Here is a 16,211-nt window from a genome sequence, read left to right as displayed (position 1 = left end):
TCAGCCCAGCAGCAGCGCGTTGACGCGGCGGACGTAGGCGGCCGGGTCCTCGAGGACCCCGCCTTCGGCCAGCAGCGCCTGGTCGAACAGCACCTGCGCCAGGTCGGCGAAGCGCGCGTCCTCGGCCTCGATCGCGCCGAGCTTCTTCACCAGCGCGTGGTCGGGGTTGACCTCCAGCGTCGGCAGCGACACCGGCGCGGCCTGGCCGGCCTGTTTCAGCATGCGGGCCAGGTGGCCGCTGATGTCGCCTTCCTCGACGACCACGCAGGCCGGCGAGTCCACCAGCCGCGTCGTGACGCGCACGTCCTTGGCGCGGCCCTCGAGCGTCGTCTTCAGGCGCTCCAGCATCGGCTTGAACTGCTCGGCGGCTTCCTCGGCCTTCTTCTTCTCGTCCTCGTCCTGGAGCTGGCCCAGGTCGACCGAGCCCTTGGCGACGGACTGCAGCGCCTTGCCTTCGAACTCGTACAGGTGGGACAGCATCCACTCGTCGACGCGCTCGGTCAGCAGCAGCACCTCGATGCCCTTCTTGCGGAAGATCTCCAGCTGCGGGCTGTTCTTCGCGGCGGACAGGCTGTCGGCGGTGATGTAGTAAATGGTCTCCTGGCCGTCCTTCATCCGCGACACGTAGTCGGCGAAGGACACGCCCTGGTCGGCGTGCGTCGACGCGAAGCGAAGCAGCTTGACCAGGCGTTCCTGGTTCGCGTGGTCCTCGCCGACGCCTTCCTTGAGCACCTGGCCGAAGTCGGTCCAGAAGCGCGCGTACTTGTCGCGCTCGGCCGCGTCCTCGCTGTTGGCCAGCGACTCCAGCATCGCCAGCACCCGCTTGGTCGAGCCCTCGCGGATCGCCTTCACGTCGCGGCTTTCCTGCAGCAGCTCGCGGCTGACGTTCAGCGGCAGGTCGGCGGAGTCGATCACGCCCTTGACGAAGCGCAGGTAGACCGGCATCAGCGCCTCGGCGTCGTCCATGATGAACACGCGCTTGACGTAAAGCTTCACGCCGCCGCGCTTGTCGCGGTTCCAGAGGTCGAACGGCGCCTTGGCCGGGATGTAGAGCAGCTGGGTGTACTCGCTGCGGCCCTCGACGCGGTTGTGGGTGAAGGCCAGCGGCGGCTCGGTGTCGTAGCTGATCTGCTGGTAGAAGGCGTCGTACTCGGCCTGCGTGACGTCGCTCTTGCTGCGGGTCCACAGCGCGGAGGCCTTGTTCACCGGCTCCCACTCGTCCTTCAGTACCTGTTCGGCCTTGTCGGCGTCCCACTCCTCGGCGCGCATCAGGATCGGCAGCGAGATGTGGTCCGAGTACTTCGAGATGACCGACTTCAGGCGCCAGGTCTTGAGGAACTCCTCCTCGCCCTCGCGCAGGTGCAGCGTGACGTCGGTGCCGCGGCCGGGCTTGTCGATGGTCTCGACCTCGAAGTCGCCGGTGCCCTCGGAGCTCCAGCGCACGCCCTGGTCGGCCGGCAGGCCGGCGCGGCGCGATTCGACGGTGATGCGGTCCGCGACGATGAAGCCGGAGTAGAAGCCCACGCCGAACTGGCCGATCAGGTTGGCGTCCTTCTTCTGGTCGCCCTCGAGCTTGGCCATGAACTCGCGGGTGCCGCTCTTGGCGATGGTGCCGAGGTGGGCGATGGCCTCTTCCGCGGACAGGCCGATGCCGTTGTCGCTGATGGTGACGGTGCGAGCCTCGGCGTCGAAGGCGACGCGGATGGCCAGGTCGGGCTGGTCCTCGAACAGCTGCGGATGGTCCAGCGCCTCGAAGCGCAGCTTGTCGCAGGCGTCGGAGGCATTGCTGACCAGCTCGCGCAGGAAGATTTCCTTGTTCGAGTAGAGCGAGTGCGTCACGAGGTGCAGGATCTGCTTGACCTCGGCCTGGAAGGAATGAGTTTGCTTGTCCATATGGGGTCTGGATTATCGCGGCGGGAGATGGGATCGGCCGTCGCCGATTTCAAGGGGCGGCCTCTACACTCCGCGCCCTATGCCGATGATCTATTGGTTCGACTTGTTGGGCGTGGCGGTGTTCGCCGTCAGCGGGGCGCTGGCCGCGATGCAGGCCGGGCTGGACCTGTTCGGGCTGATGGTGATCGCGGCGATGACGGCGGTGGGCGGCGGCACGCTGCGCGACCTGCTGCTCAACCGCCATCCGGTGTTCTGGATGAAGGACACCCGCTACCTGGCCGTGATCGTGGCCAGCGCGCTGGCGGCGCTGGCCGTCGGGCCGTTCCCGGAGCACGCGATCGCGGTGCTGAAGGTCGCCGACGCGCTGGGGCTGGCGCTGTTCGCGCTGTGCGGCACCGAGATCGCCGAGGAACACGGCGTCAAGCCGATGCCCGCGACGCTGATGGGCACGCTGACCGCCTGCGGCGGCGGCGTGCTGCGCGACGTGCTCAGCGGCCAGGCGCCGCTGCTGCTGCGCAAGGACATCTACGCCACCGCCGCGATCGGCGGCATCGCGCTGTACTTCCTGCTCAAGGCGATCGGCGTGCCGATGCGCTGGGCCTTCGTGCTGGGCATGGTCGGCGTGGCCGCGCTGCGGCTGGCGGCGCTGGCCTTCGGCTGGCAGCTGCCGGCGCTGCAGATGCTGCGGGTGCACTGACCCGCCGGGTCCTCCCGGCGCCGGGCCTACAGGAAGCGCTCGAGCAGCTTGCGCGAGTGCCGGTCCAGCGCGAAGCGGTCCGGCACCAGGAAGTGCAGCCCGTGCGAGCTGGCGATCAGCAGCCGGCCCTCGCCCAGGCGCCGGATGTCCTCCTCGCTCTTGAGGATGAACTCGGCGCGGCCGCGGTCGGTCTCCACCGCCCATTGCGACGGCGTCGAGAAGGTCGACACCGACAGCAGCCGCTGCACCGTGGGCGTCATCTCGCGCTGGGCGAGCTCGTCGCGCAGCAGCTCGCGCTGCTCGGCCGGCAGCGCGTCCAGGCGGTCGATCCAGGCGATCTCGTGGCCGTCGGTGCCGACCAGGGACAGGCCCTCCTCCGGCGCCGTCAGCGGATGCGCCCGCACCGGGGTGACGTTCTCGTGGGTCTGGCCGGCCGCGTCGACCAGCCGCAGGCGGCCGAAGGCGTCGCGCGCCAGGGTCTGGATGTTGCTCATGAAGGGGACCTCGGCGCGGTTCAGGCCTGCGTGGCCGTGTGGACGTTGACGTTGGGCGGGACGACGACCACGTTGTCCTGCTCCTCGGCGTCGACGCGGCGGGCCTGCGCCTCCCACAGCCGCCAGTAGGCGCCCTGCTTGGCGATCAGCTCGTCGTGCGGGCCGACCTCGACGATCTCGCCGCGGTCCATCACCACCAGGCGGTCGGCCTTGCGCAGCGTCGAGAGCCGGTGCGCGATCGCGATCGTCGTGCGGCCCCGCACCAGGTTGTCCAGCGCCTTCTGGATCTCCTTCTCGGTCTCGGTGTCCACCGCCGAGGTGGCCTCGTCCATGATCAGGATGCGGGGATCGATCAGCAGCGCGCGGGCGATCGAGATCCGCTGGCGCTCGCCGCCCGACAGGCCCTGGCCGCGCTCGCCGACCAGCGAGTCGTAGCCCTGCGGCAGCCGCAGGATGAATTCATGCGCATGCGCGGCGCGGGCCGCGGCGACGATCTCCTCGCGCGTGGCCTCGGGCTTGCCGTAGGCGATGTTCTCCGCGATCGTGCCGAAGAACAGGAAGGGCTCCTGCAGCACCAGGCCGATGTGGCGCCGGTAGTCGGCCAGCTTGAAGCGGCGCAGGTCGACGCCGTCGAGCTTGATCGCGCCCTCGGTCACGTCGTAGAAGCGGCAGATCAGGTTGACCATCGTGCTCTTGCCCGAGCCGCTGTGGCCGACCAGGCCGATCATCTCGCCGGGCTTGATCTCGAGGTTCAGGTCGCGGATCACCGTCCGGTTGCCGTAGCGGAAGCCGATGTCCTGCAGCGTCAGCCCGCCCTCGACCTTGGCCAGCGTGACGGGCTGCTGGGGCTCGGGCACGTTGGAGTGGTGGTCCAGGATGTCGAAGATGCGCTTGGCGCCGGAGGCCGCCTTCTGCGTCACCGAGACGATGCGGCTCATCGAGTCCAGCCGGCCGTAGAAGCGGCCGATGTAGGCCAGGAACGCCGTCAGCGTACCGACGGTGATCTGCGAATGCGCGATCAGCCAGATGCCGAAGGCCCAGACGACCAGCAGGCCGATCTCGGTCAGCAGCGAGACGCTGGGCGTGAACAGGCTCCAGGTCTTGTTGAGCCGGTCGTTGACGACCAGGTTGTGCTTGTTGGCGGTGCGGAAGCGCTCGGCCTCGCGGCGTTCCTGGGCGAAGGCCTTGACCACGCGGATGCCGGGGATGGTGTCGGCCAGCACCGAGGTCACCTCGCCCCAGACCCGGTCGATCTTCTCGAAGCCGGTGCGCAGCCGGTCGCGCACCAGGTGGATCAGCCAGGCGATGAAGGGCAGCGGCACCAGCGTGGCCAGCGCCAGCCACGGGTTGGTCGAGAACAGGATCACCGTGATCATCATCAGCATCAGGCAATCGGTGATGAAGTCCAGCGCGTGCAGCGACAGGAAGACGCTGATGCGGTCGGTCTCCGAGCCGATGCGGCTCATCAGGTCGCCGGTGCGCTTGGAGCCGAAGTACTCCAGCGACAGGCCCAGCAGGTGGTCGAAGGTGGCGGTGCGCAGGTCCGCGGCGATGCGCTCCGAGACCAGCGCCAGGATGTAGGTCTTGGCCCAGCCCAGGATCCAGGACACGATCGCCGCGCCGAACAGGCCGCCCAGGTAGAGCATCACCAGCCCGGTGTCGATCTGCTTGCCCTGCTGGAACGGGATCAGCACGTCGTCCATCAGCGGCATCGTCAGGTAGGGCGCCACCAGCGTGGCGCCGGTCGCGCCCAGCATCAGCAGGAACCCCAGCAGCAGCTGCCCCTGGTAGGGCCGGGCGAAGCGCCACAGCCGCGCCAGCACCCAGGTCGACGGCGGCGTGTGCAGCTCGCGGGCGCAGGACGGGCATTCCTCGCTGTCCTCGGGCAGCACGGCCTGGCAGCTGGGGCAGAGCTCGGGCTCGTCGGCCTGGTCCAGCGTGGCCTCGTCGCGGCGGTTGAAGGCGTCCTGGAAGCGCTGCGCCTGCAGGTTGGCCTTCATCGTGAAGCGCCAGGCCGCCAGCCGGCCGCCCGCGTTCACCAGTTCCAGCAGGCCCAGGCCGGCGTGGTCGCTGAGCTGCAGGCGCAGGTCGGGCGTCAGGGGCCAGTCCCGGACCGCGGGGGCGCCCCCCTCGGCCGTCTCGGCAGCGCGCAGCCGCTGGTCGGTGAGTTGCAGACCGCCCGCCGAGAAGCGCAGGCGGGTGTCGAGGTCAACCTCCAGCGAGGCCCGGACGTTCTCGCCGGGCCGCAGGCCCGACAGCAGGGCCGCGGTGGCCGATCCGGCGGCACCGGCCGACGCGACAGGATGTGGATGCTGCATTCGTGATTCTTCTGAAGAGACTTCTGGCCACGCCGCTCCCCGGGCAAATCCCGGTCCGACCAGAGCGTGGCATGTTTCGCGGGATTTTCGCTTAAGCGCACAATTGTCATCCGCAACGCGTTCCGGTCGCCCGCCGCCGGTCCCCCTCCACGTCTCTTCCTCCCAATGAGCCGACACGACGACATCAAGCTCCTGCGCATCAACTACCTGCGCGGCCCCAACATGTGGACCTACCGTCCGGTGCTGGAAACCTGGCTGGACCTCGGCGGCCTGGAAGAACATCCCTCCCATCTGATCCCCGGCTTCACCGAGCGCCTGTGCGCCCGGCTGCCGGCGCTGGTGGAGCACCACTGCGGCGTCGGCGAGCGCGGCGGCTTCCTGCAGCGCCTGACCGAGGGCACCTGGATGGGCCATGTGCTGGAGCACATCGTCATCGAGCTGCTGAACCTGGCGGGCATGCCCACGGGCTTCGGGCAGACGCGCTCGACCTCGCGGCACGGCGTGTACCGGATGGTCTTCCGCGCCCGCGACGAGCAGGTCGCCCGCTGCGCGCTCGAGCAGGGCCATGCGCTGCTGATGGCCACGATCAACGGCGACGACTTCAACGTCGACGCCGCCGTCGAGGCGATCCGCGACAAGCTCGACGACTGCTACCTCGGCCCGTCGACCGCCGCCATCGTGGCCGCGGCGACCGACCGCCGCATCCCCCACATCCGGCTCAACGACGGCAACCTGGTCCAGCTGGGCTACGGCGCGCGCCAGCGCCGCATCTGGACCGCCGAGACCGACATGACCAGCGCGATCGCCGAGGGCATCGCGCGCGACAAGGACCTGACCAAGGAACTGCTGAAGTCGGTCGGCGTGCCGGTGCCCGCGGGCCAGGCGGTCGAGACCGCGGCCGAGGCCTGGGACGTCGCGCAGGACCTGGGCCTGCCGGTCGTGATCAAGCCGTCGGACGGCAACCACGGCCGCGGCGTCACGCTGGACCTGCGCCACCAGGCCGACATCGAGGCCGCCTTCCACCTGGCCGACAAGGAAGGCTCGGAAGTGCTGGTCGAGAGCTACATCCCGGGCATGGAGCACCGGCTGCTGGTGGTCGGCGGCCAGGTCGTCGCCGCCGCGCGCGGCGAGGAGGCCTGGATCACCGGCGACGGCACGCACACCGTCATCGAGCTGATCGACCTGCAGATCAACACCGATCCGCGCCGCGGCACGACCGAGGACTTCCCGCTCAACCGCATCGACATCCGCGACGACCCGGTCGTGCTGCTGGACCTGCAGCGCCAGGGCCTGGCCGGCGACGGCGTGCCGGAAGCCGGCCGCCGCGTGCTGATCCAGCGCAACGGCAACGTCGCGATCGACTGCACCGCGCAGATCCATCCGGAGGTGGCGCACGCGGTCTCGCTGGCGGTGCGCACCGTCGGGCTGGACATCGCCGGCGTCGACCTGGTGACCGCCGACATCTCGAAGCCGCTGTCCGAGACCGGCGGCGCGATCGTCGAGGTCAACGCCGGCCCGGGCCTGCTGATGCACCTGAAGCCGGCCGAGGGCATGCCCCAGCCGGTGGGCCAGGCGATCATCGACCACCTGTTCGCCGAGGACGAAGGCGGCCGCATCCCCGTGGTCGGCGTGGCCGGCTCGCGCGGCACCGCGCAGGTCGCGCGCCTGGTGGCCTGGCTGCTGCACCTGAACGGCCGCTGCGTCGGCCTGGCCTGCGGCGACGGCCTGTTCCTGGGCACCCGCCGCGTCGAGCGCAAGGACAGCGCCACCTGGGCCGCCAGCCACCGCCTGCTGATGAACCGCGCGGTCGACGCGATCGTCGTCGAGAACGGCGCCGGCACGATCCTGGGCGACGGCCTGGCCTACGACCGCTGCCAGGTCGGCCTGGTCACCGACCTGGGCCGCGTGCCCGAGCTCGACAACCACGACATCCAGACCGAGGACCAGCTCTTCAAGGTGTTGCGCACGCAGGTCGACGTCGTGCTGTCCGACGGCGTCGCGGTGCTCAACGCCGACGAGGCCAAGGTGGCCGAGATGGCCGAGCTCTCCGACGGCGAGGTGATCTTCTACGCGCAGGACGCCGGCAACGCCGCGCTGGCGGCGCACCGCGCCGACGAAGGCCGCGGCGTGTTCCTGCGCGGCGGCGCCGCGATGCTGGCGCAGGGCGGCTCGGAGACCTCCGGCGCCAACGTCGACTCGCTGCAGGCGCGTTTCCGCGCCGCCGGCCAGGAGATCGCCACCGACTCGGTGCTGGCGGCCGTCGCCACCGCCTGGGCCATGGGCATCTCGCCCGAGCTGATCTCCGCCGGCCTGGACACCTTCGTGCCGGAGCTGCCGAAGTAAGCCGGCGCCCGCCGCCCCGGCCGCCCGACCCGCCTCCGCCTCTTCAAAGAACAGTCGAACCGAAAGACGACAGATGGAAGTCTCCCGCACCCGCGCCCTTCGCGGCCCCAACATGTGGAGCCGCCACACCGCCATCGAGGCGGTCGTGCATTGCAGCGAGACCGAGCGCGCCCTCGCCGACATGGAGGGCTTCGAGGCCCGCCTGCGCGAACGCTTCCCCGGCATCGGCCCGCTGCGGCCGGCCAGCAGCGCCAAGTCGCCGATCTCGCTGGCCCACGTGCTGGAGCAGGCCGCGCTGGCGCTGCAGGCGCAGGCCGGCTGCCCGGTGACCTTCAGCCACACCCACACCACGTCCGAGGACGGCACCTACCAGGTCGTCGTCGAGTACAGCGAGGAAGACGTCGGCCGCGCCGCCTTCGACAAGGCGGTCGAGCTGATCGCCGCGGCCCAGGCCGGCACCGCCTTCGACGCCGACGCCGCCGTCAAGGCGCTGCGCGAGACGGACGAGGACATCCGCCTGGGCCCCTCGACCGGCTCGATCGTCGAGGCCGCCGTCAAGCGCGGCATCCCGTACCGCCGCCTGACGCAGGGCTCGCTGGTGCAGCTGGGCTGGGGCGTCAAGCAGCGCCGCATCTGGGCCGCCGAGGTCGACGCCACCAGCGCCGTCTCCGAATCGATCGCGCAGGACAAGGACCTGTCCAAGCGGCTGCTGCAGTCCGCCGGCGTGCCGGTGCCGATCGGCGCGCCGGTGGAGTCGGTCGACGAGGCCTGGGCCCTCGCGCAGGAGATCGGCCTGCCGGTGGTGGTCAAGCCGCTGGACGGCAACCAGGGCAAGGGCGTGACGGTCAACGTCGCCACGCGCGAGCACCTGGAGATGGCCTACAAGGCGGCCGACGAGATCGGCACCGTGATGGTCGAGAAGTTCCTGCCCGGCAGCGACTACCGGCTGCTGGTCGTCGGCGACAAGCTGGTGGCCGCGGCCCGCCGTGACCCGCCCAACGTGATCGGCGACGGCGCGCACACGGTGCGCCAGCTGGTGGACAAGGTCAACGAGGACCCGCGCCGCGGCGACGGCCACGCGACCTCGCTGACCAAGATCCGGCTGGACGACATCGCCATCGCGCGCCTGGACCTGCAGGGCCTGACGCCCGAGTCGGTGCCCGACAAGGGCCGCCGCGTGATCCTGCGCAACAACGCCAACCTGTCCACCGGCGGCACCGCCACCGACGTGACCGACGACGTCCATCCGGACGTGGCGGCGCGCGCGATCGCGGCGGCCACGGTCGTCGGGCTGCATGTCTGCGGCGTCGACGTGGTGGCCGAGAGCGTGCACAAGCCGCTCGAGGAACAGAGCGGCGGCATCGTCGAGGTCAACGCCGCGCCGGGCCTGCGCATGCACCTGAGCCCGTCCTACGGCAAGGGCCGCGACGTCGGCGAGGCCATCATCTCCAGCATCTACGGCCACGGCAGCCGCGGCGCGGCCAGCGAGGACGGCCGCATCCCGATCGTGGCGGTGACCGGCACCAACGGCAAGACGACGACGTCGCGCCTGGTGGCGCACATGTTCGCGACGCAGGGCCTGCGCGTGGGCATGACCAACACCGACGGCGTCTACGTCGACGGCCGCCAGACCGACAGCGGCGACTGCTCCGGCCCGAAGAGCGCGCGCAACGTGCTGATGCATCCGGACGTCGAGGCGGCGGTCTTCGAGACCGCGCGCGGCGGCGTGCTGCGCGAGGGCCTGGGCTTCGACCGCTGCCAGGTGGCGGTGGTGACCAACCTGGGTGAGGGCGACCACCTGGGCATGAACTTCCTCAACACGGTCGACGAGTTGGCGCTGGTCAAGCGCGTGATCGTGCAGAACGTGGCGCCCAACGGCTACGCGGTGCTCAACGCGGCCGACCCGGTGGTGGCGCGGATGGCCGACGTCTGCCCGGGCCAGGTGATCTATTTCGCCAGCGACCGCCATCACCCGCTGATGGCCACGCACCGCGCGCAGGGCAAGCGCTGCGTCTACGTGGACGGCGACGCGCTGGTCGCGGCGCAGGGCGCGTGGCGCGAATCGATCCCGCTGCGCGACATCCCGTTCACCCGCGGCGGCGCGATCCCGTTCCAGAACGAGAACGCGATGGCGGCGGTCGCGGCCGCCTGGGGCGTGGGCCTGGACTGGGACACGATCCGGCGCGGCCTGGCCAGCTTCATGAGCGATCCGGACAGCGTGCCGGGCCGCTTCAACGTGATGGACTACCGCGGCGCGACGGTGATCGCCGACTACGGCCACAACGGCGACGCGATGCGCGCGCTGGTGCAGGCGGTGCAGGCGCTGCCGGCCAACAAGCGCTCGGTGGTGATCTCGGGCGCCGGCGACCGGCGTGACGAGGACATCCGCATCCAGACGCAGATCCTGGGCGAGGCCTTCGATGAGGCCATCCTGTTCCAGGACGCCTGCCAGCGCGGACGCGAGGACGGCGAGGTCCTGGCGCTGCTGCAGCAGGGCCTGAAGGGCGCGACCCGGACCAAGCACATCGAGGAGATCCGCGGCGAGTTCGTCGCGATCGACCGCGCGCTGGAACGCCTGCAGCCGGGCGACCTGTGCCTGGTGCTGGTCGACCAGGTCGAGGAAGCCCTGGCGCATCTGAACCAGCGCGTCCGGGAAGCCTGATGGCGGCCGGTCGCTGGCGTCACTGGCCGGCGCACTGGTGGAACGGCTTCAGCGTCGCCCTCGGGGTGATGCTGGTGCAGGTGATCGTGTCGCACGCGGCCCCGGCCGCGCTGTCGCACGTCGCCTCGCAGCTGGCGATGGCCTGCGCCATCTGCGCCAGCCTGGCCGATCTGCCGGGCAGCGTCCGGCGCAACCGCAACCGCGTGCTGACGGCCGGGGCGATGACGCTGCTGGCGGTCGGCCTGGTGGCGGTGCTGCATCCCTACCGCGCCGCGATGGGCGCATTCGTCGCGGCGCTGGCCTTCGGCAGCGCGATGCTGCTGAGCTGGGGCCCGCGCGCGGGGCCGGTGTCCTTCGCGCCGATCCTGGCGATGGTGTTCGCGCTCGCGTGGCCGCCGCAGCCGCTGCCCATCGTGCTGGCCAGCGGCGCCGCGGGCATCGCGATCTACCTGGCGTGGAGCGTGCTGTCGAGCGCCGTGCTGCAGCGCCGCTTCCACCGGCTGGCGCTGGGCGACGCGCTGCACGGCCTGTCGCGGCTGCTGGGCGCGCGCGCCGAGCTGCTGGGCAGCGGCGGCGCCGCGCATGCGATGCGCGACTGGCTGGGCAACGAGGCCCAGCTCGCCGAGCTGCTGCAGACGGCGCGCGACCAGGTCTTCCCGCGCGCCAAGACCGACCCGCGCAGCGCCGCGGTGCTGCTGCACGTCGTCGAGCTGCGCGACCTGATGCTGGCGAGCCGGCTCGACCTGGAGCTGCTCGGCGAGGATCCGCTCGGGCAGGAGATGCGCGCGCAGCTGGTCGGCCGGCTGAAGGCGCTGTCGGTGCTGCTGGACGAGTACCGCGACGCGCTGCTCGACGAACGCGCGCCGGCCACGGTCACGGTCAAGCCCACGCGCTGGCCCGACCTGCCGCCGCAGGATCCGCGCGTGCGGCTGCAGCTGGTGCTGCAGGACCGGCTGTCGCACCTGGACGGCGAGGTGCTGGCGATGGGCCGGGCGCTGGACATCGCGCAGCCGCTGCCGCCGCTGCCGCTGGACGCCGGGCCGCTGCGCCATTTCGTGACGCCGGTCGGCTGGCCGATGGGGCTGCTGAAGGCGCAATGGCACCTGGACTCGCCGGTGATGCGGCATGCGCTGCGCAGCGCGCTGGCGCTGTCGGCGGCCTACTTCATCGCGCTGGCGCTGCCCTGGGCGTCGCATCCGCACTGGCTGGTGCTGTCGGTGGCCGTGGTGCTGCGCGGCAGCCTGGACCAGACGCTGGAGCGGCGCAACATGCGGGTGCTCGGCACGGCCATCGGCTGCGGGTTGATGCTGGGGCTGGCGCAGATCCAGAACATCACGCTGTGGATCGTCGTGCTGCAGGTGGCGGTGGGCATCGCGCATGCGTTCGTGACGCGGCGCTACCTGATCACCGCGATCGCGGCGACGGTGATGGCGCTGCTGCAGTCGCACCTGGCCGATCCGTCGCACGGGATGGCGATCTCGGAACGGTTGGCCGACACGGTGCTGGGCGCGATCCTGGCCTGGGCGTTCAGCTACGTGCTGCCGTCGTGGGAGCGGCGCAACCTGCCGCGCGCGCTGAGGCGCTCGGTCGACGCGTTGCAGAAGTACGCGACGCAGGCGATGACGGCGGCGATGACGCCGGCCGGGGCGCTCGCGCAGCGGATGGCGCGGCGGCAGGCCTACGACGCGCTGGCGGCGCTGTCGGCGGCGCTGCAGCGCAGCGCGGCGGAACCGCGCCGCGTAAGGCCGCCGCTGCAGGAACTCAACACGGTGCTGGACCACGGGTACCGGCTGATGGCCCACCTGTCGATGATGCGGCAGAGCCTGATGCGCCGGGCCAAGGACCTGGACGGGGCCTTCATGGCCGAGATGCCGGAGGCGGCGGGCCGGCTGCAGCGCGCGCTGGCCGGCGACGAGCCGGTGCCGCACGCGGTGCAGGCGCTGCAGGACTGGAGCCTGCTGCCCGACGTCGGACCGCTGGAGGACCTGCGGCCGTGGATGCGGCGGCGGATGCAGGTGAGCCTGGACGACGCGGCCCGCGCGGGCCAGGCAGCGCAGGCCGCTTTCGAGGCGATGGCGGCACCGCCGCCCGAGGCGGACGAGGTGCCGGTGTCGCGGCTGCAGTAGCCGGCACCGCGCACTGCCACGACCCTCACCCCCGCCCTCTCCCGCAGTGCGGGAGAGGGAGTTGCGAGAGACCGAGCGCTGGTCGCCCCGCAAAAGCGAGCCGGTGCCACATGGCTCCCTCTCCCGCACCGCGGGAGAGGGCGGGGGGTGAGGGTCTCTCCCGCAACTGCGGGAGAGGGGGCTGAAGGTCTCAGCTCAGCTTGACTTCGATCTTGCGCGGCTGCGCATGCGCGGCCTTGGGGATGCGGACCCGCAGCACGCCGTTGTTCAGTTCGGCGGCGATCTGGTCGGCGTCCAGCTCCTTGCTCAGCGTGAACACGCGGCGGTAGAACTGGCGCGACACCTCGACATGGCCGGCCTTCAGCCCGGCGGGCAGGTCCAGCTGGATGTCCGCCTCGATGACCAGGCGGTCCTTGTCGACGCGCAGCTGCAGCTGCTCGCGCGGCGCGCCGGGCAGGTCGGCGTACAGCGTGATGCCTTGCGCGTCCTCGAGGACGTCGACGGCGGGCTGGATCGCGTAGTCGTCGCGGCGGCGCGCGGCCTGCGCGGCGGCGGTGGACGAAGCCGTCGAGGCGGACACTTGATCGGCGTCGGCGGCGGGGGTGTGAACGGCGGTCGTGCTCATGGTGTGCTTTCGTCTCGAAGGGCGGATCAGTGGATATCGATGCGGCGCGGCTGCGGCGCGGGACGGCGCTGGACGCTGACGCGCAGCACGCCGTCCTTGTAGGACGCCGTCACCTGTTCCGGATCGATGTCGTCGGGCAGGCTGACCACGCGGCGGAACTTGCCGGCGAAGCGCTCGCGCTGGTGGACCAACGTCTTGCCGGCGGGCGGGGCGGCTTCGCCCTCGGTGGCGGAACCGGCGGCGGCCGGCGGCGAGAGCGGCGACAGGCGCTCGCCGGACAGGCTCAGGACGCCGCGGTCCAGGTCGACGCCGATCGTGGCCGGGTCCAGGCCCGGGGCGAAGGCGTAGACCTCGACCGCTTCCGGCGACAGGCCGACGTTCAGGGCCGGATAGCCGCCGCGCGGCGTGCCGCGGCCGGCGGACAACTCGAACAGGCTGCTCATCTCGCGCTGGAAGCGGTCGAGGTCGTTGAACAGCGCACGGGCGGACAGGGGACGGGACATTGCGGGGCTCCTTGGCTTCGCGGATGGTTCGCGGCGGGGCGGGCCCGCCATGACTCCCAACCTAGGAGCGCCAAGCCGCGCTTCAAGATCTTGAAATCGAGGGGGCGGCGTCCCCATATGCCGCGCCCGCCGCGCGACAGAGGGTCTCCCGACCCCCCTGTCGCGTGGTGGATGTCACGCCCCTCGGCTCACTTGAGCCGCAGCACGTCCTGCTCGGTCACCGCCGGGGCCTGGTTGCCCCAGCTCTGCCGGATGACGGTGGCGACGGCCGCCATCTCGGCCTCCGTCAGCACCTGCTTGAGCGGCGGCATGCCGAACGGCCGCGGATGTGCCGCGGTGGTCGGCGCGTAGCCGCCGCCGGCCAGCATCTGTAGCACGTTCTGCGGCGCGTCGAGCGTCACCGCCCGGTTGCCGGCCAGCGGCGGATAGGCCGGCTGGCCGTCGATCCGGCGGCCCTGCCCCTGGTCGCCGTGGCAGTCGGCGCAGTGCTTGGCGTAGACCTGCCGGCCGAGGTCCATCTGCGCCGGCGGCGCCGGCTTGAAGGCCTCGGCGGGCGAGCCCTCGCGCGGCAGGCCGTGCAGGTAGGCGGCCATCGCGCGGGCGTCGTCCTCGCTCAGGTGCTGGAGGCTTTCCGCGACCACGTCGGCCATCGGCCCCAGCGCAGCGCCGCGCGGCGACCAACCGGCGCGCAGCCACTGGCTGACCTCCGCCTCGGTCCAGTCCTGCACCCCGGCCGCCTTCGGATCGGCCAGCGACGGCGCGATCCAGCCCTGCACGCCGACCCAGCCGCCGCGCAGCCCGGTCGCGTCCTCCAGCGCGCCGAGCCGGTTGCGCGGCGCATGGCATTCGGCGCAGTGCCCGACGGCCTGCACCAGGTAGCGGCCGCGCGCCGCCAGGGCTTCAGCGCCGCTGGCGCCACTGGCGCCGCTTGAGCCGCTTGAGCCATTGGCGCCGATGGCGCGGGCGGTGTCTCCGCTGCCCTCCGCCCCGCGGACGCTGGTGCCTGGCTCGCGCGCCTCGTCATGCGAGGGCGCGTCCCCGGGCGTGAAGTACATCAGCCGCCAGACCGCGAGCGCGGTCTGCCACCGGTACGGCCAGCCGAGCTGGTGCGCCGGCGTGGTCTGCCGCACCGGCGGCAGCTGTCGCAGCCACGCGAAGATCGCATCGGCGTCCTCGCGCGACATCGCCGTGTAGCTGGTGTACGGGAAGGCCGGATACAGCAGCCGGCCGTCACGGCTGCGGCCGTGGTGCATCGCGCGCCAGAAGTCGTCGGCGGTCCAGCGGCCCAGGCCGGTCTCCGCGTCGGGCGTCAGGTTGCTGCTGAACAGCGTGCCGAACGGCGTGCCCAGCGGCAACCCGCCCGCCATCGGCGCCGCGCCGCGCGGGCTGTGGCAGCCGGCGCAGTTGGCGATGCGCGCGAGGTAGGCGCCGCGCGCGAGCAGCGCCGGGTCCGTCCCGCCGACGCCGGGCTGGACCGGCCGCGCCACCAGCCAGGCCTCGCGCGACCAGGCGCCGGCCACCAGCAGCAGCGCCATCAGCGGCACCGCGATCGCCAGGCCGATCAGGCCACGCACGAAGGTCCTCATCGGCGCGGACGCCGCCGAGGACCCGGCGTCCGATGCACCGGTCGACGTGCCGCGCGACGAGTCGCGCTCCGGGACGTTCGGGCCGCTCATGGCGCGAGCCCTCCGCAGGCGACCGGCAACGGCGCGGACGACACCGGCTCTGGATGCGCGCCGGCCGGGCGCGCCGCGAGCCAGCTCGCGACGGCGGCGATGTCGTCCGTCGACAGCGCCTTGGCCACGTCGGCCATGCAGTCCGGCGCATGCGCGCGGCGCAGGCCGTTGCGCCAGGCGCCGAGCTGGCCGACGAGGTAATCGCGCGGCAGCCCGATCAGGCCGGGGGTCGCCGGCTCGCGGCCCGCCATCGCGCTGCCGTGGCAGGCGGTGCAGGCCGGCACCTTGCGCGACGGATCGCCCTGCGTCACCAGCCGCTCGGCCCGCGCCTGCTGCGCCGTCGTCAGGCCCGAGGGCGCCGGCGCCGGATAGGGCACGTCCAGCGCGGCGAAGTAGCCGGCGATCTCATGCAGGTAGTCGTCGCTCATGTTGCGCAGCAGGCCCGCCATCAGCGCGTGGTGCCGGCGGCCGTCGCGGAAGCTCTGCAGCTGGTTGAAGAGGTAGCCCGCCGGCTTGCCCGCCAGCCGCGGGAAGTAGCCCTGCGGCGTCGCGCGGCCCTGCGGCCCGTGGCACAGCGTGCAGGCCTGGATGCGCTCGGCGGTGTCGTTGGTCAGCGGTCGCAGCGGTCGAGGACCGCCGTCGGCCGCCGATGTCGATGTCGATGTCGATGTCGACGCCGATGTCGACTGGGACGTCGATGCTGTCGACGATGTCGGCGGCGCCTTCGTGGAGGCTACGGCGGAATTGTTGGCAGACGCGGCGCCCGCTTGCGCGAGGGCCGTCGAGGCGGCGGACAGTCCCAGGCCCAGCACTGCGGCGATCAGGACGCCCGGCAGCGGACGTGGGATCTTCATCGCTTCATCATCGCCGAAGC

Annotated in this window: 11 protein-coding genes; 4 read left to right on the top strand and 7 right to left on the bottom strand. The window is 71.8% G+C overall.

The window, feature by feature from the left end:
- Window positions 1-1,893: a molecular chaperone HtpG gene (gene htpG, locus N5D62_RS06445; protein WP_279756831.1), complete on the bottom strand. Its 1,893-nt coding sequence runs from the start codon at window positions 1,891-1,893 to the stop codon at window positions 1-3.
- A gap of 79 nt (window positions 1,894-1,972) precedes the next feature.
- Here htpG and N5D62_RS06440 point away from each other — a divergent pair, with 79 nt between their 5' ends.
- A complete protein-coding gene (locus N5D62_RS06440; protein ID WP_279756830.1) occupies window positions 1,973-2,590 on the top strand; it encodes a trimeric intracellular cation channel family protein in 618 nt (205 codons plus the stop codon).
- A 26-nt stretch (window positions 2,591-2,616) separates the two neighbouring features.
- Here N5D62_RS06440 and N5D62_RS06435 read toward each other — a convergent pair whose 3' ends face one another.
- Both N5D62_RS06435 and N5D62_RS06430 read right to left on the bottom strand, forming a co-directional pair.
- Window positions 2,617-3,084: a DUF1854 domain-containing protein gene (locus N5D62_RS06435; RefSeq protein ID WP_279756829.1), complete on the bottom strand. Its 468-nt coding sequence runs from the start codon at window positions 3,082-3,084 to the stop codon at window positions 2,617-2,619.
- A 20-nt stretch (window positions 3,085-3,104) separates the two neighbouring features.
- Window positions 3,105-5,402 carry an ABC transporter ATP-binding protein gene (locus N5D62_RS06430; RefSeq protein WP_279756828.1) on the bottom strand — a complete coding sequence of 766 codons (2,298 nt, stop codon included), beginning with the start codon at window positions 5,400-5,402 and terminating at the stop codon, window positions 3,105-3,107.
- Window positions 5,403-5,567: 165 nt separating this feature from the next.
- Between N5D62_RS06430 and cphA (N5D62_RS06425) the strand changes: the two genes are divergently transcribed.
- The 3 genes from cphA (N5D62_RS06425) (at window position 5,568) to N5D62_RS06415 (ending at window position 12,533) form a co-directional block, all read left to right on the top strand.
- Window positions 5,568-7,745 carry a cyanophycin synthetase gene (gene cphA / locus N5D62_RS06425; RefSeq protein WP_279756827.1) on the top strand — a complete coding sequence of 726 codons (2,178 nt, stop codon included), beginning with the start codon at window positions 5,568-5,570 and terminating at the stop codon, window positions 7,743-7,745.
- Between the two features lie 73 nt (window positions 7,746-7,818).
- The gene (gene cphA / locus N5D62_RS06420) at window positions 7,819-10,407 is read left to right on the top strand and encodes a cyanophycin synthetase (protein ID WP_279756826.1); all 2,589 of its coding nucleotides are present in this window, start codon (window positions 7,819-7,821) and stop codon (window positions 10,405-10,407) included.
- Complete coding sequence (locus N5D62_RS06415; RefSeq protein WP_279756825.1) at window positions 10,407-12,533, top strand: FUSC family protein; 2,127 nt, start codon at window positions 10,407-10,409, stop codon at window positions 12,531-12,533. The genes cphA (N5D62_RS06420) and N5D62_RS06415 overlap by 1 nt, the downstream gene beginning before the upstream one ends.
- Window positions 12,534-12,723: 190 nt before the next feature.
- Here the strand turns inward: N5D62_RS06415 and N5D62_RS06410 are convergent, their stop codons facing one another.
- From N5D62_RS06410 to N5D62_RS06395, 4 genes are all read right to left on the bottom strand, one after another.
- Window positions 12,724-13,158 (bottom strand): Hsp20/alpha crystallin family protein, encoded by a 435-nt coding sequence (locus N5D62_RS06410; protein ID WP_279756824.1) that lies wholly within the window; start codon window positions 13,156-13,158, stop codon window positions 12,724-12,726.
- Between the two features lie 26 nt (window positions 13,159-13,184).
- Window positions 13,185-13,661, bottom strand: a complete 477-nt coding sequence (locus N5D62_RS06405) for an Hsp20/alpha crystallin family protein (RefSeq protein WP_279756823.1) — start codon at window positions 13,659-13,661, stop codon at window positions 13,185-13,187.
- A 188-nt stretch (window positions 13,662-13,849) separates the two neighbouring features.
- Window positions 13,850-15,337 (bottom strand): c-type cytochrome, encoded by a 1,488-nt coding sequence (locus N5D62_RS06400; RefSeq protein WP_279756822.1) that lies wholly within the window; start codon window positions 15,335-15,337, stop codon window positions 13,850-13,852.
- Complete coding sequence (locus N5D62_RS06395; protein WP_279756821.1) at window positions 15,334-16,191, bottom strand: c-type cytochrome; 858 nt, start codon at window positions 16,189-16,191, stop codon at window positions 15,334-15,336. Before N5D62_RS06395 ends, N5D62_RS06400 begins: the two co-directional genes overlap by 4 nt.
- Window positions 16,192-16,211 lie beyond the last annotated feature (20 nt).

Source organism: Mitsuaria sp. GD03876, from assembly GCF_029840635.1.
GTDB lineage: Bacteria > Pseudomonadota > Gammaproteobacteria > Burkholderiales > Burkholderiaceae_C > Roseateles.
Note: the sequence above shows the minus strand (reverse complement) of the source record. Positions and strands in the feature narration are given on the sequence as shown.

Coding starts and splice junctions, on each gene's coding strand:
- htpG (WP_279756831.1), bottom strand. CDS start 1,893: ATGGACAAGCAAACTCATTCCTTCCAGGCCGAGGTCAAGCAGATCCTG.
- N5D62_RS06440 (WP_279756830.1), top strand. CDS start 1,973: ATGCCGATGATCTATTGGTTCGACTTGTTGGGCGTGGCGGTGTTCGCC.
- N5D62_RS06435 (WP_279756829.1), bottom strand. CDS start 3,084: ATGAGCAACATCCAGACCCTGGCGCGCGACGCCTTCGGCCGCCTGCGG.
- N5D62_RS06430 (WP_279756828.1), bottom strand. CDS start 5,402: ATGCAGCATCCACATCCTGTCGCGTCGGCCGGTGCCGCCGGATCGGCC.
- cphA (WP_279756827.1), top strand. CDS start 5,568: ATGAGCCGACACGACGACATCAAGCTCCTGCGCATCAACTACCTGCGC.
- cphA (WP_279756826.1), top strand. CDS start 7,819: ATGGAAGTCTCCCGCACCCGCGCCCTTCGCGGCCCCAACATGTGGAGC.
- N5D62_RS06415 (WP_279756825.1), top strand. CDS start 10,407: ATGGCGGCCGGTCGCTGGCGTCACTGGCCGGCGCACTGGTGGAACGGC.
- N5D62_RS06410 (WP_279756824.1), bottom strand. CDS start 13,158: ATGAGCACGACCGCCGTTCACACCCCCGCCGCCGACGCCGATCAAGTG.
- N5D62_RS06405 (WP_279756823.1), bottom strand. CDS start 13,661: ATGTCCCGTCCCCTGTCCGCCCGTGCGCTGTTCAACGACCTCGACCGC.
- N5D62_RS06400 (WP_279756822.1), bottom strand. CDS start 15,337: ATGAGCGGCCCGAACGTCCCGGAGCGCGACTCGTCGCGCGGCACGTCG.
- N5D62_RS06395 (WP_279756821.1), bottom strand. CDS start 16,191: ATGAAGATCCCACGTCCGCTGCCGGGCGTCCTGATCGCCGCAGTGCTG.